At 61.5% G+C, this 20,286-nt stretch carries 19 protein-coding genes; 10 read left to right on the forward strand and 9 right to left on the reverse strand.

The window, feature by feature from the left end:
• The first annotated feature begins 190 nt into the window (after positions 1-190).
• The 3 genes from KP003_RS03735 (at position 191) to KP003_RS03745 (ending at position 3,502) form a co-directional block, all read left to right on the forward strand.
• Positions 191-883: a lytic transglycosylase domain-containing protein gene (locus KP003_RS03735; protein WP_216790618.1), complete on the forward strand. Its 693-nt coding sequence runs from the start codon at positions 191-193 to the stop codon at positions 881-883.
• Between the two features lie 99 nt (positions 884-982).
• Positions 983-1,477, forward strand: a complete 495-nt coding sequence (locus KP003_RS03740; RefSeq protein ID WP_216498554.1) for an LEA/WHy family protein — start codon at positions 983-985, stop codon at positions 1,475-1,477.
• 126 nt (positions 1,478-1,603) lie between these two features.
• A complete protein-coding gene (locus tag KP003_RS03745; protein ID WP_216790621.1) occupies positions 1,604-3,502 on the forward strand; it encodes an ABC-F family ATP-binding cassette domain-containing protein in 1,899 nt (632 codons plus the stop codon).
• A gap of 162 nt (positions 3,503-3,664) precedes the next feature.
• Here the strand turns inward: KP003_RS03745 and KP003_RS03750 are convergent, their stop codons facing one another.
• From KP003_RS03750 to KP003_RS03780, 7 genes are all read right to left on the reverse strand, one after another.
• A complete protein-coding gene (locus KP003_RS03750; RefSeq protein ID WP_217300384.1) occupies positions 3,665-4,372 on the reverse strand; it encodes a DnaA/Hda family protein in 708 nt (235 codons plus the stop codon).
• A gap of 7 nt (positions 4,373-4,379) precedes the next feature.
• Complete coding sequence (gene ruvB / locus KP003_RS03755; protein ID WP_216498551.1) at positions 4,380-5,393, reverse strand: Holliday junction branch migration DNA helicase RuvB; 1,014 nt, start codon at positions 5,391-5,393, stop codon at positions 4,380-4,382.
• Positions 5,394-5,462: 69 nt separating this feature from the next.
• A complete protein-coding gene (locus KP003_RS03760) occupies positions 5,463-7,802 on the reverse strand; it encodes a hybrid sensor histidine kinase/response regulator (protein ID WP_217300385.1) in 2,340 nt (779 codons plus the stop codon).
• Between the two features lie 104 nt (positions 7,803-7,906).
• Entirely contained in the window at positions 7,907-8,779 is an 873-nt protein-coding gene (locus tag KP003_RS03765) for a transglutaminase-like domain-containing protein (RefSeq protein ID WP_236026848.1), read from the reverse strand.
• A 371-nt stretch (positions 8,780-9,150) separates the two neighbouring features.
• Positions 9,151-9,750 (reverse strand): Holliday junction branch migration protein RuvA, encoded by a 600-nt coding sequence (ruvA, locus tag KP003_RS03770; RefSeq protein ID WP_216790629.1) that lies wholly within the window; start codon positions 9,748-9,750, stop codon positions 9,151-9,153.
• An 83-nt stretch (positions 9,751-9,833) separates the two neighbouring features.
• Positions 9,834-10,328 (reverse strand): crossover junction endodeoxyribonuclease RuvC, encoded by a 495-nt coding sequence (ruvC, locus tag KP003_RS03775; RefSeq protein WP_216498547.1) that lies wholly within the window; start codon positions 10,326-10,328, stop codon positions 9,834-9,836.
• 209 nt (positions 10,329-10,537) lie between these two features.
• On the reverse strand, positions 10,538-11,281 hold the full coding sequence (locus KP003_RS03780) for a YebC/PmpR family DNA-binding transcriptional regulator (RefSeq protein WP_216498546.1): 744 nt from the start codon (positions 11,279-11,281) through the stop codon (positions 10,538-10,540).
• 144 nt (positions 11,282-11,425) lie between these two features.
• Here KP003_RS03780 and KP003_RS03785 point away from each other — a divergent pair, with 144 nt between their 5' ends.
• From KP003_RS03785 to KP003_RS03795, 3 genes are all read left to right on the forward strand, one after another.
• The gene (locus KP003_RS03785) at positions 11,426-11,794 is read left to right on the forward strand and encodes a hypothetical protein (RefSeq protein ID WP_216498545.1); all 369 of its coding nucleotides are present in this window, start codon (positions 11,426-11,428) and stop codon (positions 11,792-11,794) included.
• A 127-nt stretch (positions 11,795-11,921) separates the two neighbouring features.
• Positions 11,922-12,911, forward strand: coding sequence for an NAD(P)H-quinone oxidoreductase (locus tag KP003_RS03790; protein ID WP_216498544.1), 990 nt, complete (start codon positions 11,922-11,924; stop codon positions 12,909-12,911).
• Positions 12,912-13,045: 134 nt separating this feature from the next.
• Positions 13,046-13,657: a MarC family protein gene (locus KP003_RS03795; RefSeq protein WP_216790631.1), complete on the forward strand. Its 612-nt coding sequence runs from the start codon at positions 13,046-13,048 to the stop codon at positions 13,655-13,657.
• Between the two features lie 272 nt (positions 13,658-13,929).
• Here the strand turns inward: KP003_RS03795 and KP003_RS03800 are convergent, their stop codons facing one another.
• On the reverse strand, positions 13,930-15,564 hold the full coding sequence (locus tag KP003_RS03800; protein WP_216498542.1) for an ABC-F family ATP-binding cassette domain-containing protein: 1,635 nt from the start codon (positions 15,562-15,564) through the stop codon (positions 13,930-13,932).
• 274 nt (positions 15,565-15,838) lie between these two features.
• On the opposite strand from KP003_RS03800, the gene KP003_RS03805 reads away from it, so the two are divergent.
• From KP003_RS03805 to KP003_RS03820, 4 genes are read left to right on the forward strand one after another with little or no spacing between them, the layout of a single operon-like run.
• Complete coding sequence (locus tag KP003_RS03805) at positions 15,839-16,711, forward strand: methylenetetrahydrofolate reductase (protein WP_216498541.1); 873 nt, start codon at positions 15,839-15,841, stop codon at positions 16,709-16,711.
• A gap of 59 nt (positions 16,712-16,770) precedes the next feature.
• Positions 16,771-17,382, forward strand: coding sequence for a DUF4124 domain-containing protein (locus tag KP003_RS03810; RefSeq protein ID WP_216498540.1), 612 nt, complete (start codon positions 16,771-16,773; stop codon positions 17,380-17,382).
• 38 nt (positions 17,383-17,420) lie between these two features.
• Positions 17,421-18,074, forward strand: a complete 654-nt coding sequence (locus KP003_RS03815; RefSeq protein WP_216498539.1) for a CBS domain-containing protein — start codon at positions 17,421-17,423, stop codon at positions 18,072-18,074.
• A gap of 15 nt (positions 18,075-18,089) precedes the next feature.
• A complete protein-coding gene (locus KP003_RS03820; RefSeq protein WP_216498538.1) occupies positions 18,090-18,398 on the forward strand; it encodes a hypothetical protein in 309 nt (102 codons plus the stop codon).
• A gap of 95 nt (positions 18,399-18,493) precedes the next feature.
• Here KP003_RS03820 and KP003_RS03825 read toward each other — a convergent pair whose 3' ends face one another.
• Positions 18,494-20,170 (reverse strand): methyl-accepting chemotaxis protein, encoded by a 1,677-nt coding sequence (locus tag KP003_RS03825; RefSeq protein ID WP_216790633.1) that lies wholly within the window; start codon positions 20,168-20,170, stop codon positions 18,494-18,496.
• Between the last annotated feature and the right edge of the window lie 116 nt (positions 20,171-20,286).

Here is a 20,286-nt window from a genome sequence, read left to right on the forward strand (position 1 = left end):
TTTTTATTCGGCATGATTGCATAAAATTAATGTAACAGTTGCAATGCAGTCGGATTTGATTACACTAACAGGACCTCAGATTGGCGACGAGCCAATGCGATTCTAATGAAAGGAGATGATTGGCGCGGGCTTCACTACCGACATTTAGTATCTCTACCTAAAGCCGGCAAAAGCCATTCAACAGCGATCTATGAAAAGAAAACTTGCACTGCTGGTCGCGGTGCTCATGATGACGGCATCGTGCGACCAGTCCCACCTGCAGCAGGCGCAGGTCCCGGTGACTCCCTCGGTGTCGGAGTCGGACCGGGCGCTGCTCACCTGGGCGGAGGGGAGCGAGAAGCAGGGAGAGAAATCCCCCGCTGCGCCCCCGGCTGTGCAGATGGATCTGCCCAAGGCGGCAGAACTTGACGGGAGGAAGAAACTGGTTCCCGCCATCTACGCCACGTTCGCCCGCCGGACCACACCGGCCCGGGCCAAGTGGCTCGCGGAAATCTGCTACGAAAAGACGGAGGGAACGAAATTCACACCGCTGGACCTGGCTGAGATAGCCCTGGCGGAAACAGGCGGTCACAAGCTCTCATCGAGAGCGGTATCCACCAAGGGTGCCCTGGGGGTCTGGCAGTTGATGCCGGAGCGGGCGGAAAGCCACGGCTACACCCCGCAGGAGATGTGGGACGACGAGAAGTGCGCGGAGGCGGCCGTGAAGGAGCTCTACGAGAAGCTGGACATGGCCCGGGGCAACATGGCCCGCGCCAAGAGGCTCTACTGCGGCACCGGGCCGGCGGCGAGGGCCTATGACAAGATCCGCAAGCGCTTCAGGACCGAGATACTGCGGGAAATGCAAAGGGGCATGCTGATGCAGCAGGTGGCGGTCAACGGATAGTCCTTTTGCTGTTTGAGTTGAGGTTGTGCTATAGTGGGCGGGTTCTTTCGGGGACCCGCCCGCTTTGTTTTGCGGGACATATTTTTTCAGGAGAGAGTTGTGAGGAAAATCGCCTGCCTTTTGTTACTTGTCGTCCTTCTTTCCGGGTGCAGCAAACTGGTCAACGCCCCGCTGGTGACCGTGCAGGATCTCAACGTTGTGTCGGTGGACCCGACCGGCGCAGGGATGGAACTGTACCTCAGTGTGCAGAACACCAACAGCTTCGACGTGAAGCTGCAGGGGTACAGCTATGACATCAGGATCATGGCGCTGCCCCTGGCCAAGGGGGGGGCGCGGGAGGAGATCAACTTCCCCGCCAACGAGGAGACCGACGTTCGCATACCGATCCGCATCACCTATTCCGACCTCTTGGAGATCTTCAAGCGCAGGCCGGACCCGGACAAGATCCCCTACCAGCTGGCGGCGGGGCTCGACCTGGAGACCCCGGTGGGGCAGATGACCATCCCGGTCAAAAAGAGCGGCACCTACGCCATCCCCAAGAAGTACCGCCCGGCAGCCATCTTCGGCAAGCTCGCCGACTTTTTGAAATTCTAGCCACATTACGGACGAATCTTCCGCTGGTCCCCTCTCCCTGTGGGAGAGGGTGCCCGAAGGGAGAGGGGATTGTGGACGCCTGTGGCGTAAGATCACCGCCTACTAGAGAGACTTGTTGGAGATTTTATGAACGTTGTTGATATCACCGGACTTTCCAAGAGCTTCGGCTCCCGCGTCTTGATGGACGGCGTCACCTTCGCCGTGGGAGAGGACGAGCGGGTAGGGCTGATCGGCGCCAACGGTGCCGGCAAGTCGACGCTCCTCACCATTCTCGCCGGTGCCGAGGACCGCGACGGCGGTTCCATCGCCATGAAACGAGGGGCGTCGGTCGGCTATCTGAGCCAGGAGCCGGTGCTCGATGACGCGGCCACAGTCGCCGCCGAGATCGAGAGCGGCCTCACCGCCATCCGTGCCGCCATGGCGAGCTTCAACGAGCTCTCCGAGAAAATGGCGGGGAACCCACCCGACATGGACCGCCTGCTCGCCCGCCAGGGGGAACTCACGGTCTGGATCGAGCACCACGGCGGCTGGAACACCGACCACCGCGTGCTGGAGATGATGACCCATCTGCAGCTTCCCGATCCGAACCAGGTGATAGGCACGCTTTCCGGCGGCACCAAGCGCCGGGTCGCCCTGGCCAAGCTCCTTTTGCAGGCGCCCGAGCTGCTGCTCCTGGACGAGCCGACCAACCACCTGGACGCCGACACCACGCAGTGGCTCCAGGAGCACCTGAAGGCCTACCCGGGTGCGGTCATGCTGATCACCCACGACCGCTACTTCCTGGACCAGGTGGTGACCCGGATGCTGGAGCTCGAGCGCGGCGCCCTCGTCTCCTACCAGGGTGGATACTCCACCTACCTCACCTTGAGAGAAGAGCGGCTCATGAACGAGGCGAGCCGCCGCTCGCGCCTTTTGAACCTGCTGCGCACCGAGACCGACTGGATTCGGCGCGGCCCGCCGGCGCGATCCACCAAGCAGAAGGCGAGGATCGACCGCTACCACGCGCTCGAAGAAAGCGTCTCCGGCCCGGCGCGCCGCGACCTCAAGATCGGCTTCAACACCGAGGAGGGGTTGGGCGGGACCATCCTTGAACTGGACGGCGTCGTCAAAGGGTACGGCGAGAGGACACTGGTGAACCGGCTCAGCTTCGGCATGAAGCGCGGCGACCGGATCGGCGTGATCGGTCCCAACGGCTGCGGCAAGACCACCCTGATCCGGATGATCATGGGGGAGGAGGAGCCCGACCAGGGGAAGGTCGTGGTCGGCAAGAAGACCAAGATCTCCTACTTCGACCAGCTGCGCGAGGTGCTCGATCCGAACCAGACCATCTACGACTTCTTCGGCGAGGGTGACTACGTGACCACCGCCAACGGCGAGAAAAGGCACAAGATCGGCTACCTGGAGGACTTCCTGTTTTCGGGCGAGGATCGCAGGCGGCCGGTGGGGAGCCTCTCCGGCGGCGAGAAGAGCCGGCTGATCCTGGCGAGACTCATGCTGCAGGATTCCAACCTGCTGGTGCTGGACGAGCCGACCAACGACCTGGATATCCCGACCCTGCAGCTTTTGGATGCCTCCATCTCCGCCTTTCCCGGCTGCGTCCTCATGGTGACCCACGACCGCTTCTTCCTGGACAAGGTGGCCACCGCGATATTGGCCTTCGAGGGGGATGGTGAGGTGGTCTTCTACGAGGGGAATTACAGCAACTACCGGGAGCGCAAGGAGGCGGACCGGGTGGCGGCAACCGCGCAGCGGGTCGAGAAGAAGGAGGCCCAGGCGGTCAAGGTGGAGAAGCCCAAGAAGGGGCTCACCTACGCCGAGCGGATCGAACTGGAAAAGCTGGAGGGGAGCATCGAGGTGCTGGAGCAGGATTTCGCCGGGGTGCAGGAACTGTTGGGGGATCCCTCCCGCTACGACACGGTCGAGGGGGGCGTCGCCGCCATTACCGCCGATTACGGCAGGCTCGAGGCCGAACTCGCCTCGGCCTACGGGCGGTGGGAGGAGCTGGAGACGAAGAAGGGCGGTTGATCCATTGACGATCAACAATCTAAAATTGAACCAAAACCGGTGATGGCGAGCAATCGTTGTTGATACGGCAAAGGCTTCTGGAGACGCTCTCTCAGAAGCCTTTGCTTTTCGCTTTGCGGTACCGTTAAGGGGACTGGCACCTGGCGGAGCCAGTCCCCCTCGTCAATTGCTTTTGAATATTTCCTTGGCCAGCCTGAGGCTCACCTTCCGCTTGGTGGCGATGGCGGTGCGGTTGATGGTCTCAAGCGCGTAGACGAGCGACGGGATGTCGCGCCGCGCCTTCAAAAGCATCTCGTCGATCACTTCGTCGGGCAGGGTCATCTGCCGGTCTTCGGCGAGCTTCTTCAGGATCATGCGCCTGGACTCGTCGTCCGAAACGTCCATGCGCGCCACCAATCCCCACAGCAGACGGCTGGTCAGGTGCCCGTCCAGATGCGGCAGCTCCTTCGGGGGAGTAAGGCCCGATATGGCGATCTTTCTCCCCGAACTGTAGAAGGCGTTGAACAGCTCCCAAAGCTCGACCCTCAGCTCCTGGCGATCCGGCAGCAGGTCCAGGTCGTCGAGGATGAGGGCCTTGGCGCCGGCGAAGTGCTCGGCAAGACGCGAGGGGCCTTCGCTGCCGTAGCTCTTGCCGTAAAGGGCATCGGCGTCGCGGAAGGAGAAATACCTGCCGTCGATGGTGCTGGAGAGGGCGGTCAATAGGTGGGTCTTGCCGGAGCCTTCGGGGCCGTAGATGTAGAGGAGGTTCTCGGCGTCGCTGCCGCTGGCGATCCTCTGCGCGAATTGATAGGCGGTCTTGTTGCCGCCGCAGACCACGAAGTTCTCGAAGCAAAAGCGCGGCACTACCGGGAAATCGAAGATAAGCTGCATAGAACCCCTAAAACAGTCTTCCCTGAGGCGGCTCCGGAGCGACCCTGCCGAAGTGGTGGTAGGCGGCGGCGGTGGCGACGCGTCCACGCGGGGTGCGGTTCAAGAAACCGTTCTGGATCAGGAAGGGCTCGTAGACGTCCTCGATGGTGTCGCTCTCCTCGCTGATGGCCGCCGCGATGGTGTCCAGCCCCACCGGTCCCCCCCCGAACTTGTCGATGATGGTCAAAAGGATGGCGCGGTCCATGGTGTCGAACCCCATGTCGTCGATCTCGAGGAGCGCCAGCGCCTGGTCCGCCACTGCGCGGGTGATCACGCCGTCGGCGCGCACCTGGGCGAAGTCGCGCACGCGACGCAGCAGACGGTTGGCAATCCTTGGGGTGCCGCGGCTTCTGCGCGCGAGTTCCAGGGCGCCGTCGGGCGCGATCTCCATCCCGAAGATGCGCGCGGAGCGGGTGATGATGAAGGCGAGTTCGTCGTGGGTGTAGAACTCGAGCCGCGAGATCACGCCGAAGCGGTCCCTAAGGGGTGAGGAGAGGAGGCCTGCGCGGGTGGTGGCGCCCACCAGAGTGAACTTGGGGAGGTCGAGCTTGATGGTGCGCGCGCTCGGTCCCTGGCCGATGATGATGTCGAGCTGGAAGTCCTCCATGGCGGGGTAGAGGATCTCCTCCACCACGTGGGAGAGACGGTGGATCTCGTCGATGAAGAGGACGTCGTGCGGTTCCAGGTTGGTCAGGATGGCGGCCAGGTCGCCCGGGCGCTCGATCACCGGCCCCGAGGTGGACTTGATGTTCACCCCCATCTCGCAGGCGATGATGTTGGCCAGGGTGGTCTTTCCAAGTCCGGGGGGGCCGTACAGCAACACGTGGTCCAGCGCCTCTCCCCTGCCGCGCGCGGCGTCGATAAAGAGCCCGAGGTTACCCTTGGCCTTTTCCTGTCCCACGTAGTCCGCCAGCGCCCGGGGGCGCAGCGATGCCTCAAGGAGGTCGTCTTCGGATCTCTCGGCGCTGATAAAACGGGTCATACCTCTCCTTGCCGGCGGCTTGAGCCGCCCGAATGCAGGGAGCCAAATTATAACAGTTGAAGGTAAAGGTCAAGGGGCATGCCCGGCTGGCGCAGTGGACTGCATCAGCTCGTGGGTCTTGGCAAGCAGGGTGCTCGCGGAGAAGGGTTTGGCGAGGAAGGGAGCATCCCATTCGAGGATGTCCTGGAGGGAGACCGACTTCGCCGGGTAGCCTGAGATGAACATCACCCTGAGCTTTGGCTGCCGTTCCCTTATGGCCTGGTACAGCTGCGGCCCGCTCATTCCCGGCATGACCACGTCGGACACCATGAGGTCGAAGGTGGTGCCGGCGCATGCCTCTATCGCCTCTGGTCCGCTCCCAACGCTGGTCACGCTGTAACCGTTATCCTGCAGCGCACTTTCCAGGAAGTCGCGCACCGCCTTTTCGTCCTCGACCACCAGGATTTTCCCCTTCCCGCGCGGTATCGGTGCCGCCTCGGGCGCCGCCTGGGCCGCCTCGATCCTCTCGACGCGGGGCAAGTAGATGCGGAAGGTGGTTCCCTTGCCCGGTTCGCTGTACACGGAGATGCTCCCCTGGTGCTGCTTGACGACGCCGTGAACCGTGGAGAGACCGAGACCGGTCCCCTCGCCGGGCCCCTTGGTGGTGAAGAAGGGCTCGAAGATGCGGGACTTGGTGTCCTCATCCATCCCCATACCGGTGTCGCTCACGGAGATCACGGCGTAGCGCCCCGGAGGCATCCCCTCCTCAAGCCAGCGGTCCGAGCGCTGCAGCATCACGGCTCCCGTTTCTATGGTGAGAGTACCTCCGGGAGACATGGCATCTCGGGCGTTGACAGCCAGGTTGAGCAGGACCTGCTGCAGTTGCCCTGCGTCCGCTTTTATGCAGAGCTCCTCGGGGGTCAGCTTTACCTGGAACTTGATGTCCTCGCTGATCAGGCGCCTCAGCATCTTGGTCTGAGAAAGCACCTCGTCGTTGAGGTTCAGCTCCTTGATGGAGAGGACCTGCTTACGGCTGAAGGCGAGGATTTGCCGGGTGAGATCGGCGGCACGGGTGGCGGCGTCCATCACCCCGTGGATAGCCTTCGCCCCCTTCGATCCCGGCGCGATGTCGTTAAGGGCAATCTCCGCACCGCCGATGATGGCGGTAAGCAGGTTGTTGAAGTCGTGGGCGATTCCCCCCGCCAGTACCCCGATCCCCTCGAGCTTCTGTGCCTGGAGCAGTTGCCTCTCGAGCATGGCGCGCTGGGAGATGTCCAGGAAGGTGACCACGCCGCCGACCAGCTCCCCGTCACGCTGGATTGGGTGGGACCAGTATTCTACGGGGATGGCGGTGCCATCCTTTTTGCGAAAGGTCTCGTTGACGGTGTGGCTGCCGCGGCCGTCGTTGAGCATCCGGCAGATGGGGCAGTCGGCTTCCTCCAGCGCGCTTCCATCGGAGGCCGCGTGCCCCAGGAACTGGTGCATCCGGCTGCCGACGATCTCTTCGGGGTGTTCGTAGCCAAGGAGTCTCACGCAGGCGGGGTTGCAGAAGGTGCAGGTCCCCTCGCGGCTGACGGCGAAGATCGCTTCCGCGGTGGAGTTGAACAAGAGCCGGATGTGCTCCTCCCGTTCGGCCAGCGCCTCGCGCACCCGGATCTGGTCATCCAGGGCCTGCTGCAGTTGGGCCGTGCGCTTGGCCACCGTCTCCTCCAGTTCGTGTTTGAAGATGAGGGTCGTGGAAAAGCGTTCCGCCATCTCGTTGAAGGCCGCACCGATCTCCGCGATCTCCCGGTGCGGATCGGGCTGCACCCGGCTGGAAAAGTCTCCGGAACTGATCTCGCGGATGCCATTGAGCAGGGGAGTGATGGAGCGGTTAAGCAGCCTGCGCACGATGGCCAGCCCCAAAAGAAGTGCGATGAACGAGCCGAGGATCACCGCAAGGACGGTCCTGATCACCAAAGCACGTTCAGCTTTTCTGATCGGTTCCAGGTCGACGCCGACGGCAACCGTCGCGATCTCTCCGCCGTTCGCCACTGAGGTCACCGTTCCGAACGCCAGCTCGCTGCGGGCGAAGGTCTCGTGGGACTGGGCCCGTACCGGGAAGTGGTACTCCTTGACCCCGCCTGTCACACTGCTCATCCAGCGCGCCGCTATCACCTCACCGTCCAGAGACTTGACCATGACGAAGGCCACATCCCGATCGACGGTGGCGGCTTCCAGGATCCGCCCCAGGTGATGGATCTCCCCTTGCGCCAGTGCGGGGTACACCTCGCTGGTTACCTGCTGGCCGAGCAGGTTTACCCGGTGCTCCAGGTCCTCGTGCAGGTCGAGCTTTTGCTGGGAAATGAAGAAGGCGCCTATGGTGCTTCCCAAGGCGAGAATGACGGCAAGCAGGATGAGGTTGATTGAGATGTTGAGGCTAAGGCGCATGCATGGAACTCCTGGTGCGCCACTCCGGGGACGCAGGGGCGATTTCTTCACAGCGGTGCAGCGGGGGAAGGGGACGGCGGCGGCCGTCCCCCAAAAAAACGGTGTCAGCGTTCACGGAAGGTGACCGTATAGGCGAAGCTGGCCGGGCGGCAGTAGTCGAGTGCGTGGCCGTCCACCTCGGCGTAGGGGTACATGAAGTAGTTGACCGTTTCCTTGTTACCCTCGCTGAAGACGATGCCCCGCCCCCCTTTTTGCAGCACGATGCGGAACTCATCCACGGCGCCGAAGTAGTACTCGCGGTAGGGCTTGGCACCCGCCTTGTCCAGTTTCTTCGCCAACACGGCCTTGGTGACGTCGGCCGGGTCCACCGGGACCCAGCCCGTGCCGGGGAGGTAGAATTCGGCCCAGCAGTGGTGCCCGTCGGTGATGTCCGTCTGCCCCGGCCGCCCCAGCCTCAGCCCGAAGACCTCGCGGGCCGGCACGCCGGCGGCGCGGGCCAGCGCCACGTACAGCGTGCTGAGGTCGGCGCATTTGCCGCTGCGGGCTGCCAGGGTGGCCTGCACGTTTCCAACGCCGCAACCCGGCACGTTGGGGTCGCGCCGGGTGTTGTCGACCACCCAGTCGTACACCGCCCGCGCCTTGGGCAGGATCCCCTTCTTGCCCTTGGTGATCTGGCGCGCGAGCGCCTTCACCTTCTTGTCATTCGAGGGTATCCAGAACTCGGATTGCACGTATTTGGTCACCTCGGGCGGGATGGGGACAGCTTTCTCCTCGAGCCTGGTCACCTTGCGCTCCTTGGCCGTGGCTTCGAAGGTCACCGTCAGGCGACGCTCTTTTTGAGGCCCGCGCCATTGGGTGTAGAGGTAGAGCGCGCCGCTTTGTGGTTCCCTGGACAGGGTGAAGGTGGAATAGTTGCCGTTAAACTGCAGGTTGTCGATCTTTTGGTTTAGGTCTGAGGTGGGGTAGGGGAACCACATCTTCACATCTTGAGCTTCCTGGGGTGAGGTCACCGTTATGGCGAAGGTCACGGTACCGCTTCGCTGTTTGCTGGGGGCACAAACAGCTGTCAGTGGAATTGCCAGGACCATCAAGAATACTGCTGTCGCCGTTATTGCTGCGCGCATGGATTCTCCTTTCCTTGATCGAGACTCAAAACCTCGGATTGGATCAATACTCGGCTAGTATATCTCGTGGCTTTCTACAATCAATGAGCATCAGTGTTTACAGTGAAGGTCGTGGCTGGAAACATTTGAGGGGAGAACTTTGAGTTGGTGACGGAGATGAGAGTGAGGACGGGAGGAACTGCAATTGTCAGAGCCGGAGCGGTTTTTCATGCTCCGGCTCCATTTTATTTCATCAATTTCTTGAGTGCCTGCTTAAGAAGCGACTCAACGGTGGCATCCTCGGGAAATTTGAGCTCTGCCAGTGCTTTTTGTACTACATTCTCCTTGTAGCCCAGGTTGATCAACGCGGACAGGATATCCTCGCGTATCTCCGGCTTGGCCGGCGCGGCAGCAACCCCCGTGGCAGCGTGTGTCATTCCCAGCTTCATCATCTTCTCCTTGAGTTCCAGCACCAGGCGCTCGGCGGTTTTCTTGCCGATACCCGGAATGGCGGAAAGCCTGGCGATGTTGCCGCTCACCAGCGACTCGGAGAGCTCCGCCGGCTCGCTGTTGGAGAGGATGCTGTTGGCAAGCTTGGGACCGACCCCGGAGACGCCGATCAGCAGCTGGAACAGCTCCTTTTCCTGCTGGGTGCGGAAGCCGTACAGGTTGATGGCGTCCTCCTTCACGGAGGTGTGGACCTGCAGGGTCGTCGTGCTCCCTTCGGCGGGAAGGGCGTAGTAGGTGGAGAAGGGGATGAAGACCTGGTAGCCCACGCCGTTCACGTCCAGGATGACGTAGTCGGGGGCCTTGTGCGCGATCTTGCCGGTGAGAAGGGCGATCATCTAAACCTCTTGCTTCAAGTGACAATTGACGATGGTTAATGGACAACGGGACGTTGCCGGACGCACGGCCCGCCGCCGGTTCCCTACCTGAGGCTTTTCAATAAGCTACCTATGCCGGCGGAGTGGGCGTGGCAGATGGCGACGGCCAGGGCATCGGAGGCGTCTTCCTGGGCCACCTCGGGGAGGTTCAAGAGCGCCTTGATCATCTGCTGCACCTGGGTCTTTTCGGCGCGTCCGGTGCCGACCACCGCCTGCTTCACTTGCATTGCGGTGTACTCGTGGACGGGGAGCCCCACGTTGACGGCAGCGACGATGGCGGCTCCGCGCGCCTGCCCCAGTTTGAGGGCGCTCATCGCGTTCTTGGCCAAAAAGACGTCCTCGACCGCCACCACTTCCGGCTGGTACTCGGCGATGATCGCGGAGAGGCCGGTGAAGATCTTCTCCAGACGTTGCGGGAAGTCTTTTGCGCTCTGGGTGAAGATGGCGCCGTTGTCGATGTGGACCAGGCGGTTTCCCTGCTTGGAGATGAGGCCGTAGCCTGTCTTGCGGGAGCCGGGGTCTATGCCGAGAATGATCATGTCAAAACCTTAAAACCATTAGCCACGGAGAAAATCTGAGAACTTCGAAGAAACCCAAAAGCAAAAGGCTCTAAAGATGTTTTAGTTTGTTTCTCAAGACTTTGCCTTTCTCAGATATCCTCAGATTTTCTCCGTGGCCAGTGGTTTGATTCAATAAAAAAAGCGCGGGGAGTGCCCGCGCTCTTAGTACCACAAACAACCTGCTTTTGCTACATCATCTTTTCCATGTCCTCGGCGGAGATGTCGAAGTTGGCGTAGACGTTCTGGACGTCGTCGTTGTCCTCGAGACGGTCCATGAGCTTCAGCATGTTCTCGGCGTTCTTCCCTTCCAGTTTGACCATGGTCTGCGGGATCATGGTGATCTCCGCGGACTCCGGTTTGAACCCTGCCGCTTCGAGCGCGGTCTTCACCTGGTGGAACGCGGTCGGGTCGGTCAGCACTTCGTACTGCTCTTCTTCATCCACGACGTCGTCGGCGCCGGCCTCGATGGCGGCTTCGAAGAGTTTGTCGAAGTCGGTGCTCTTCGGGTACACCAGGAGCCCCTTCTTGTCGAAGAGCCAGGAAACGCAGCCGGTCTCGCCCATGTTGCCGTTGCACTTGGAGAAGGTGCTCCTGACATCGGAAACGGTGCGGTTGCGGTTGTCGGTCATGACCTCCACCAGCACCGCGGTGCCGCCCGGACCGTACCCTTCGTAGGTGGTCTCCTCGTAGGTCACGCCTTCCATCCCGCCGACGCCCTTCTTGATGGCGCGCTCGACGTTGTCCTTGGGCATGTTCTCGCCTTTTGCCTTATCGATAGCAGTTCTCAGGCGCGGGTTCCCATCGGGGTCGCCACCGCCGAGCTTCGCGGCAACGGTGATTTCCTTGATCAGCTTGGTGAATATCTTGCCGCGTTTGGCATCCGCGGCGCCTTTCTTGTGCTTGATGGTACTCCATTTATTATGACCTGACATGATCCGCTTCCTTTCCGATCAGTTTGTGAATGAAACGCGAAATACTAGCACGGCCAAAAGAGTGTTGTAAAGTGGGAAAATGGCAGTTAAACTGTGTGGCTGCACCCGCATGAAGCGGGGATTCAACTCCGTCAGGGAGAGATCATGGACCTGTTCTACCGCACGCTTAAACACTTCTCGCCTCTGTTTTTGCTGCTTTGCCTCATGCTGTCCGCCCTCGGCTGCACCAAGCTGGCCATCAGACGCGATGCCCCGCCCGTACTGGCACAGGACGAACTGCTGCGCCCCTACAAGAAGGTGGGGACCATCGAGGTGCACCGCGTGCGCTACGGCGACAAGGAGGACCTCACCCCTGCCGATTACAGCTGGGCCAACGACGCCCTGCGTGCCGAGGCGGCGAAGATCGGAGCCGATGCCGTGATCCTGCCCGAAGTCAAAGTGGAGATGGACACCTACATCTTCTTCCCCAAGAGCGAGATTACCGCCCGGGGGACTGCCATAAAATTCCGCTGACTTTTTCCTCCTCCTGAGAAAATTCCATTGATAAAGGGCGCACATTTTTGAGATAGTGTGCGCCGTATACACTATCGTGGCCGAGTGACTCGGCTGCCATGAATTCAATCGATACAGGAGGAAGGCCATGAAAGCGGTACTGATGGAAGGTTTCGGCGGCGTCGAGGTGCTCAAGGTGGGCGAGGTGGACAGACCTGCCCCCAAGGAAAACGAGGTGCTGATCAAGGTTCACGCCACCTCGATCAACCGCCCCGACCTGGTGCAGCGTGAGGGGAAATATCCCCCCCCGCCCGGCGACTCCGAGATCCTGGGGCTCGAGGTGGCCGGCGTCGTCGAGGAGCTGGGGGCCGGTGTCACCGGCTGGAAAGTGGGCGACCGCGTGGTGTCTCTGGTAGGGGGCGGCGGTTATGCCGAGTACGCCGTGGCCTACGCCAACCACCTGATGCCGATCCCGGAGACGGTCAGCTTCGAGGAGGCGGCCTGCATCTGCGAGTCCTACATCACCGCGTTTCTCAACGTGTTCATGATCGGCGGGCTCGAGGATGGCCAGACCGCGATCCTGCATGGCGGCGGCGGGGGGGTGAACACCGCGGCGATCCAGCTTTGCAAGGCCCTGGTGCCCAACGCGAAGCTGATCGTGACCGCATCCCCGGAGAAGCTCGAACGAGTCAAGGAGCTGGGCGCGGACCTGGTGATCAACTTCCGCGAGACCCCTGACTTCAGTGAGGCGGTCAAGGAGTTCACCAACAAGAAGGGGGTGGACGTGATCCTCGACCACGTCGGTGCCAAGTACCTGGCCCCCAACATGAACTCCCTGGGGTACAAGGGGAGGCTGGTCGTCATCGGCGTCATCTCCGGCATCAAGGCGGAGCTGAACCTTGCGCTCATGATGGTCAAGCGCCAGCAGATCATCGGCAGCGTGCTCCGCTCCCGTCCGGTCTCCGAGAAGGGGGAGATCGCGGCCGAGTTCGTGCGTCGCGCCATGCCCAAGTTTGCGGACCGCACCATCGTGCCGATCATCGAGAAGGTGTTCCCCATCGACCAGGTGGTCGAGGCGCACCGGATGATGGAAGAAGACAAGCACTTCGGCAAGATCGTGCTGAAGATAGCGCAATAGCGGACCTCCCCTTGGTGGGGGCAGGCGTGCGGGTGTCTGTAGGGGCGAATAATTATTCGCCCCTACCACTTTGGCCCTGCCGACTGCTTCCACTACCACGGCGGAGTCCGTAATAAAGGAGAGTTAGTTACAGGATGGAAGCTTATTCGGATTTTTTCTTCACCGTGTGGATCAGGTTCTTCTTCCTGCTCACCCCCTTCTTCGTACTCTCCACCTTCCTGGCCATGACCCCCGAGCTCACCGCCCGTGAGCGGCGCGCCACCGCCCTCAGGGTGACCCTCGCGGTCCTGGTTGCCTGCTTCGTCCTGTACTCCTTCGGCAACACCCTGTTCTCCCTGTTCGGGATCACGCTCGACTCCTTCAGGATCGGGGCGGGGAGCCTCCTCTTCCTCTCGGCGGTGCACATGGTGCACGGCGATGACAGCGCGCCTCCCAGCGAAAAGCGCGGCGCCATCTCGGTGGTGCCCTTGGCGATCCCCGTCACGGTCGGCCCCGGGACGACCGGTGCGCTGCTGGTCATGGGCGCCGAGGTGCAGCACAACTGGCAGGTCATCGTAGGTCTCGCCGCCCTCGCCATGGCGGTCCTCTGCGTCGGCATCCTGCTGGTGTGCGCCTCCTTCATCGAGCATATCGTCGGTAAGAAGGGGATCACCATCCTGAGCAAGCTGACCGGCCTCTTCGTCGCGGCGCTCGCCGCCCAGATCGTCTTCACCGGGGTCCGCAACTTCCTGAAGATCGGCGCCTAGATATTTCCCCCTTAGCCCTCCCCCTCCGGGGGAGGGTGCCCGCAGGGCGGGTGAGGGCCATGCCACGAAGGGAGATCTCGCATACTGCAGCGCCCTCACCCCTGCCCCTCTCCCGGAGGGCGAGGGGAGCCAGACAGAACACTCCGCGTCCTATGCCCCTCCCCCCGGAGGGGGAGGGGGGAGTGGGGAAGATCTTGGCGCACACAACACAAAAAAGGGGGCTCCGTTTACCGGAGCCCCCTTTACCTCTTTCCTTATCCCTTTTATCCCTGTTACAGGCTCAACTCCGCGTGACCGTTGCAGAGTCTATCGCGCTCGGCGATGACGTCGGCGTCCTCGAGGTAATCGTCGAAGTTCATGTCGCGGTCGATGATGCCGCCCGGCGTGATCTCGATGATCCTGTTGGCCACGGTGGAGACGAACTCGTGGTCGTGGGAGGCGAAGAGCACCACCTCGGTGTAGGAGATGAGCCCGTTGTTCAGGGCGGTGATCGACTCCAGGTCCAGGTGGTTGGTGGGTTCGTCCAGGATGAGGGCGTTGGCGCCGGTCAGCATCATCCTGGAGAGCATGCAACGCACCCGCTCGCCACCGGAGAGGACGCTGGTCTTCTTGGTCGCCTCGTCGCCTGAGAAGAGCATCCTCCCCAAAAAGCCGCGTGCGAAGCTCTCTCCCTCGGTGGGGGGGGAGTACTGCCCGAGCCACTCGATGAGGTTCAGGTCACTCTTGAAATAGTCGCCGTTCTCCTTCGGGAAATAGGCGCTGGTGATGGTCACGCCCCAGCGGAAGGTCCCCTCGTCCGGCTCCACTTCGCCGGCGAGGATCTGGAACAGGGTGGTCTTCGCCAGTGAGCTGCTCCCGACAAAGGCGATCTTGTCGCCCTTTCTCACGATCAGGTCCAGGTCCTTGAACACCTGCACGCCGTCCACCGCCTTTGAGAGGCCTTTCACCTCGAGAATGATGTCGCCGCAGGGGCGCTCCGGTTTGAACACCACCCACGGGTACTTGCGGGAAGAGACCGGCATGTCCTCGATGGTGAGCTTCTCGAGGAGTTTCTTCCTGGAGGTCGCCTGCTTCGCCTTCGATGCGTTGGAGGAGAAGCGCTGGATGAACTCCTTCAACTCGGCGGCCTTGTCCTGGACCTTGCGGTTCTCGTCCTGGCGCTGCTTCAGGTTCAGCTGGCTTGCCTGGTACCAGAAGTCGTAGTTGCCGACGTAGACCTGGATGCGGCTGAAGTCAATGTCGGCTATGTGGGTGCAGACCTGGTTCAGAAAGTGGCGGTCGTGGGAAACCACGATCACGGTGTTCTGGAAGCGGTACAGGAAATCCTCCAGCCAGGCGATCGATTTCAGGTCCAGGTGGTTGGTCGGCTCGTCCAAAAGGAGCACGTCCGGATTGCCGAAGAGGGCCTGTGCCAGGAGCACGCGCACCTTCTCGCCCGCTTCCAGTTCCTTCATCAGCTTGCCGCGCAGCTCCTCCGGTATCCCCAGGCCGTTCAGGAGCACCGCCGCCTCGCTCTCGGCTTCGTAGCCGTTCATCTCGGCGAACTCCGCCTCCAGTTCGGCGGAACGGATGCCGTCCTCCTCGCTGAACTCGGGTTTGGAGTAGATGGCCTCGCGCTCAGCCATCACCTCGTAGAGCTTCTTGTGCCCCATGATCACCGTGTTGAAGACGGTGTGCTCGTCGTAGGCGAACTGGTCCTGCTTGAGGACCGCGACCCTCCCTTTGCCGACCGAGATCTCCCCCTTGTCAGGATCGATTTCCCCGGAAAGGATCTTGAGGAAGGTCGACTTGCCGGCGCCGTTGGCCCCGATCAGGCCGTAGCAGTTGCCCGGGGTGAACTTTATGTTTACGTCTTTGAACAGAACCCTCTTGCCATAGGACAGGGTGACGTTTGATGCGCTGATCATGCTTGCTCCTTCTGCGAAAAATGAAAAGACCACAGGATAGCCTGTGGTCGTGAGCTTCGTATTTATACCATTGCTGCGACTGGCTGAGCAACGTCTTTTTTCTCTTCTGACACGATTTTAACCGTACCCGTGCCGCAGTACGGCGCAGTCGCTTTTCTTATAAAAAAATGCTAAAGTCACGCCCAGCGCTGTCGAGGAGTCAAAGATGCCTGCCTCGGTCGATCCGGCCGGTGCCGAAACGCCGTCCAAGGCCTGGGCAACCCGTGGAGCATACATGAAGATAGTCGACAAGATGAACTGCGGTAGTCAGTTCATCTCTTTTGAGTTTTTCCCGCCCAAAGACAAGAACGAATGGCCCGGCTTCTTCCAGGTGGTCGATCGCCTGGCCCAGCTAAAGCCGCTCTTCGCCTCGGTTACCTACGGTGCCGGCGGCAGCACCCAGGGGGACACCCTCGAGATCGTGAGCCGGTTGAAAAGTGAGCACGGCCTGGACACGATGGCCCACCTGACCTGCATCGGCGCCTACCGCGGCGACCTGCAGCTCTTCCTGGACAGCCTCGCCGAGGCCGGGGTGAACGACGTCCTGGCCCTGCGGGGAGACCTCCCCAAGGACGCTCCCCCCGAGTTCTCCGCCTGCCGGACGCTCTTGCACGCTTCCGACCTCGCCGCTTTCATCAAAGAGTCCCACCCCGGCATGGGGATCGGCGTGGCGGGGTATCCCGAGGTGCATCCTGAGGCGGTCGACGCCGAGCACGATCTGGGGTACCTGAAGCTGAAGCTGGACCAGGGGGGCGACTTCGCCATCACCCAGCTCTTTTTCGACAACAAGCTCTACTTCGATTTCGTCGCCAAGGCCCGTTCCATCGGCATTGACAAGCCTATCATTCCCGGTATCATCCCGGTGGTGAGCCTCAAGGTGATCCAGCGCATCATCTCCCTTTGCGGAGCGAGCCTCCCGGCGGCCTACCTGGCCGAGCTGGAGGCTGCCGACCGGGCGGGGGGGGCAGCCGCCGTCCAGAAGGTCGGGGTGGCCCACGCACGGAGGCAGGCCGAGGAACTGCTGGCGGCCGGCGTCCCCGGGGTGCACATTTACACGCTGAACCGAGACCAGGCGGTGCTCGACCTGGTGCAAGGACTGCTGCCGTAGGACCTGCGATGCAATTACATTGAAATGGCGGCGGCCACCCGTCGCTGCAAGGGGGGAAGGTGAACAAGTCACTGCTTTTCCTGCTGCTCGGTGCGCTCATCATCTGCGCACTTCCCTCTCGGCTCCTCGCCGACTATTACAGCTACACCGACAACCGCGGTACTGTCCACATGACCAACAAGCTGCAGGCTGTCCCGGCCAAGTACCGCTCCACCATGAAGGTGACCCGCGAGGATCCCAAAAAACAACCCGCCGGACAGGCGCCAGATGCCTCTCAAGCGGCGCCGGAGAGCCCGTCCGCGCAGCAGGAGGCGCCGGCCGCGCCGCCGGGACGCTTCGCCCAACTTACCGCGCGCCACCTCTGGCTCAAGCCGCTGCTGGTGGTCGCCGCTATCGCCGCCCTCTTCGTCGGGGTCGGCAAACTCGCCTCATGGCTCTCTTCGCCCATGCTCTCCAGGGTGATCTACATCTCCTTTTTCGTCGGCGTCATGGTCTTTCTTTACAAGAGCTACGTGGACTACATGGTGGAGAGCAGCATGAAGATCAAGGAGCGCGCGGTCAGCATGATGAAGAAAGCCTCGAACCGCGAGCTCCCCGGTCCGGCCGCCGGAGAGCCGGCCGAGCCCCAGGCGGTACCGATGCCAGCTTCTGATTCCATGAACCGGCAGTGACGCCGGCTGCAGCACAACAAACCTAGGAGGGTGCCACAATGCTTGTACGAGACAGGATGACTCAAAACCCGATAACCATCATTCCCGACATCTCGGTGACCGAGGCGTTGCGTCTGATGGGCGAAAAGAAGATCCGGCGCCTCCCCGTAGTAGACCGCTCCGGGCTGTTGGTGGGTATCGTTTCCGACCGCGACCTGCTCCAGGCCTCACCGTCGCCGGCTACCTCGCTGGCCATCTGGGAGATCCACGACCTCTTGGCCAAGCTCACCGTGGAGAAGTGCATGGCGAAGGACGTGATCACCGTCTTCGAGGACACCCCGCTCGAGGAGGCTGCCCGCATCATGGTGGATCGCAGGATCGGCGGCCTGCCGGTAGTCAAAGAGGGCAAGCTGGTCGGGATCATCACGGAATCCGATCTGTTCAACATCCTGCTTGAACTCCTGGGCGGCCGCCGCCAGGGGGTGCGCATCACCGTCGCCACTACCGGTGCCAAGGGGACCCTCGCCGACGTGACCAAGACCATCTACGAGGCAGGCGGCAACATCGTCGGCCTTGGCTTCAGCGAGGTCGACGGCAACCAGGCCGACACCTGGGTGAACACCTTCAAGGTGCAGGGGGTCTCCAAGGAAACGCTGGTGGAGGCGATCCGGCCTCACGTGCGCGAGATCATGGACGTGCGCGAGACCTCGTGACGGCAGGGGAGTGAAATGCACCTGATACAGATCCTGCTGCCGCTTTACGACAACGAGGGTAACCAGTTCACCCAGGACGAGTTCCTCAAGGTGCGTGACGAGCTCTCGGAGCGCTTCGGCGGCATCACCACCTACATGCGCTCCCCGGCACGCGGACTCTGGAAGGAGACCAAGGAGACCACGGTCCAGGACGACATCATCATCTACGAGGTGATGACCAGGGAGCTGGACCGGGCCTGGTGGAGGAAGTACCGGCAGCAGTTGACTGCCGATTTCCGGCAGGCGCTGCTGATCGTGAGAGCGAGCGAGGTGGAGCTCCTCTAGCCGCGGGAACTGCAAGGCGTAAAAAAAAAGCCGGGTGCTCAGGCGACCGTCATGGTCGCCGGGCACCCGGCTTTTTCGTCGATGCGTGACGGGTCCTAGAAGCGCTCGAAATCCTCGTCCATTTCCAGGTCGGCGCCGACGGCCTTACCCATATGACCGGCACCGACGTGGGCCGCGGGTGCCTTGGCAGCAGTTATCTGCTTCATGCCCGGCCTCTCCTTCGCCTTCGTGGTGCGGACCGTTCTCGCCTTCGCCGTACCTTCATCGCCGGTCTTGAAGAAGGCGATGGTGCTTTGCAACTGCTCGGCCTGCGAGGCGAGCTCCTCGGCGGTGGAGGACATCTCCTCGGAGGCGCTGGCGTTTTGCTGGATGACCTGGTCGAGTTGCTGGATCGCCTTGTTGATCTGCTCGGCGCCGGTATCCTGTTCGCGGCTGGCGGCGCTGATTTCCTGGACCAGTTCCGCGGTCTTCTGGATGTCCGGAACCATCTTGGACAGGAGTTCGCCTGCCTTCTCGGCGATGTTCACGCTGTTGGCGGAGAGCTCGGAGATCTCACCGGCTGCTTTCTGGCTCCGCTCCGCGAGTTTCCTCACCTCGCTTGCCACGACCGCGAAACCCTTGCCGTGCTCGCCGGCGCGGGCCGCCTCGATGGCCGCGTTCAGGGCCAAGAGGTTGGTCTGGCGCGCGATCTCCTCGATGATATTGATCTTGCTGGCGATCTCCTTCATGGCATGGACGGTTTCCTGTACCGCCTTGCCCCCTTCCTTGGCGTCTTCGGCGGACTTCACCGCGATCTTCTCGGTCTGGATCGCGTTGTCGGCGTTCTGGCGGATGTTGGACGTCATCTGCTCCATGCTGGAAGAGGCTTCCTCGGCGGCCGCCGCCTGCTCGCTCGCCCCCTGCGACATCTCCTCGGAACTGGAGGAGAGTTCCTGGCTCCCCTGCGCCACGTAGTTGGTGGCCGCTTTCACCTCGGTCACCACCTCTTTGAGCTTGTTCAGCATGGTGCGCATGGCGGCGAGCAACTGTCCCGTCTCGTCCTTCGAGGTCTGGCCGATTTCGAAGGTCAGGTCACCATCGGCAAGACGGTTGGCGGTGTCGACCCCCACCTGCAGCGGCTTTTTGATGCTGGCGGTGACCAGGAAACTGAGGGCGACTGCAAGCAGCACGGCAACTATGGAGATGGTGATTAACAGGAAGACCACCCGCTGGGTCGCTTTCAGGACCATTCCTTTTTCCTGCTGCATGGCCTTGTTTCCTTCCTGAGCCAGCTCGACAGCAGTATTCTCCATCTTGTGGGTTTCATCCTTGAAAGCGCCAACGGCGGCGTTGGCCTCGGCCGGTGTCTTCACCTTCCCATCGAGGATGGAGCCGGCCACCTTCGCAAAGCCTGCCTTATAGAGGGCGAAGTTTTCCTTTATGATCTTGGTCTTCTCCACGTCCTCCTTGTCCCGTACCACTTTCTCCAGATCCGCTACGCGCTCTACCGTCTTGCCCGCCTCCTCGTTCCACTTGGCGTAATACTCCTCGACCTTTTTAGCATCGGTGATGTTCAGGAACATGTCCTTTTCATAGCGTCTCATCCCCAATACGTTGGCCCTGGCCCTGGCTGCGTGCTCGGCGATCTTGGCTTCTCCGTCAAGGACTGTGACCATGGTGTTTTCGCCGTCTTTGACCCCCCAGTAACCGGTGCCGGCAACTCCGACCAACAGCAGGACAACGAGCCCGAAGCTGAGCATCAACCTGGTACCAATCTTCATGTTCTTGAGCATTTTTATTCCCCCCTTAGGCAGAGCGCCTATCTGTAACGTCGCTGTTAACTGACATATCGACTCTTGCATCGTATACGGAATGGTACTGATGGAATCAGTATTTTCGAAATGTCCCG

This window comes from Geomonas diazotrophica (assembly GCF_019063885.1).
Lineage (GTDB): Bacteria > Desulfobacterota > Desulfuromonadia > Geobacterales > Geobacteraceae > Geomonas > Geomonas diazotrophica.

Bases quoted from the DNA above. Each gene is read 5' to 3' on its own strand.
- KP003_RS03735 (WP_216790618.1), top strand. From the start codon at position 191: ATGAAAAGAAAACTTGCACTGCTGGTCGCGGTGCTCATGATGACGGCA.
- KP003_RS03745 (WP_216790621.1), top strand. From the start codon at position 1,604: ATGAACGTTGTTGATATCACCGGACTTTCCAAGAGCTTCGGCTCCCGC.
- KP003_RS03750 (WP_217300384.1), bottom strand. From the start codon at position 4,372: ATGCAGCTTATCTTCGATTTCCCGGTAGTGCCGCGCTTTTGCTTCGAG.
- ruvB (WP_216498551.1), bottom strand. From the start codon at position 5,393: ATGACCCGTTTTATCAGCGCCGAGAGATCCGAAGACGACCTCCTTGAG.
- KP003_RS03760 (WP_217300385.1), bottom strand. From the start codon at position 7,802: ATGCGCCTTAGCCTCAACATCTCAATCAACCTCATCCTGCTTGCCGTC.
- KP003_RS03765 (WP_236026848.1), bottom strand. From the start codon at position 8,779: ATGTGGTTCCCCTACCCCACCTCAGACCTAAACCAAAAGATCGACAAC.
- ruvA (WP_216790629.1), bottom strand. From the start codon at position 9,750: ATGATCGCCCTTCTCACCGGCAAGATCGCGCACAAGGCCCCCGACTAC.
- ruvC (WP_216498547.1), bottom strand. From the start codon at position 10,328: ATGATCATTCTCGGCATAGACCCCGGCTCCCGCAAGACAGGCTACGGC.
- KP003_RS03780 (WP_216498546.1), bottom strand. From the start codon at position 11,281: ATGTCAGGTCATAATAAATGGAGTACCATCAAGCACAAGAAAGGCGCC.
- KP003_RS03785 (WP_216498545.1), top strand. From the start codon at position 11,426: ATGGACCTGTTCTACCGCACGCTTAAACACTTCTCGCCTCTGTTTTTG.
- KP003_RS03790 (WP_216498544.1), top strand. From the start codon at position 11,922: ATGAAAGCGGTACTGATGGAAGGTTTCGGCGGCGTCGAGGTGCTCAAG.
- KP003_RS03795 (WP_216790631.1), top strand. From the start codon at position 13,046: ATGGAAGCTTATTCGGATTTTTTCTTCACCGTGTGGATCAGGTTCTTC.
- KP003_RS03800 (WP_216498542.1), bottom strand. From the start codon at position 15,564: ATGATCAGCGCATCAAACGTCACCCTGTCCTATGGCAAGAGGGTTCTG.
- KP003_RS03805 (WP_216498541.1), top strand. From the start codon at position 15,839: ATGAAGATAGTCGACAAGATGAACTGCGGTAGTCAGTTCATCTCTTTT.
- KP003_RS03815 (WP_216498539.1), top strand. From the start codon at position 17,421: ATGCTTGTACGAGACAGGATGACTCAAAACCCGATAACCATCATTCCC.
- KP003_RS03820 (WP_216498538.1), top strand. From the start codon at position 18,090: ATGCACCTGATACAGATCCTGCTGCCGCTTTACGACAACGAGGGTAAC.
- KP003_RS03825 (WP_216790633.1), bottom strand. From the start codon at position 20,170: ATGCTCAAGAACATGAAGATTGGTACCAGGTTGATGCTCAGCTTCGGG.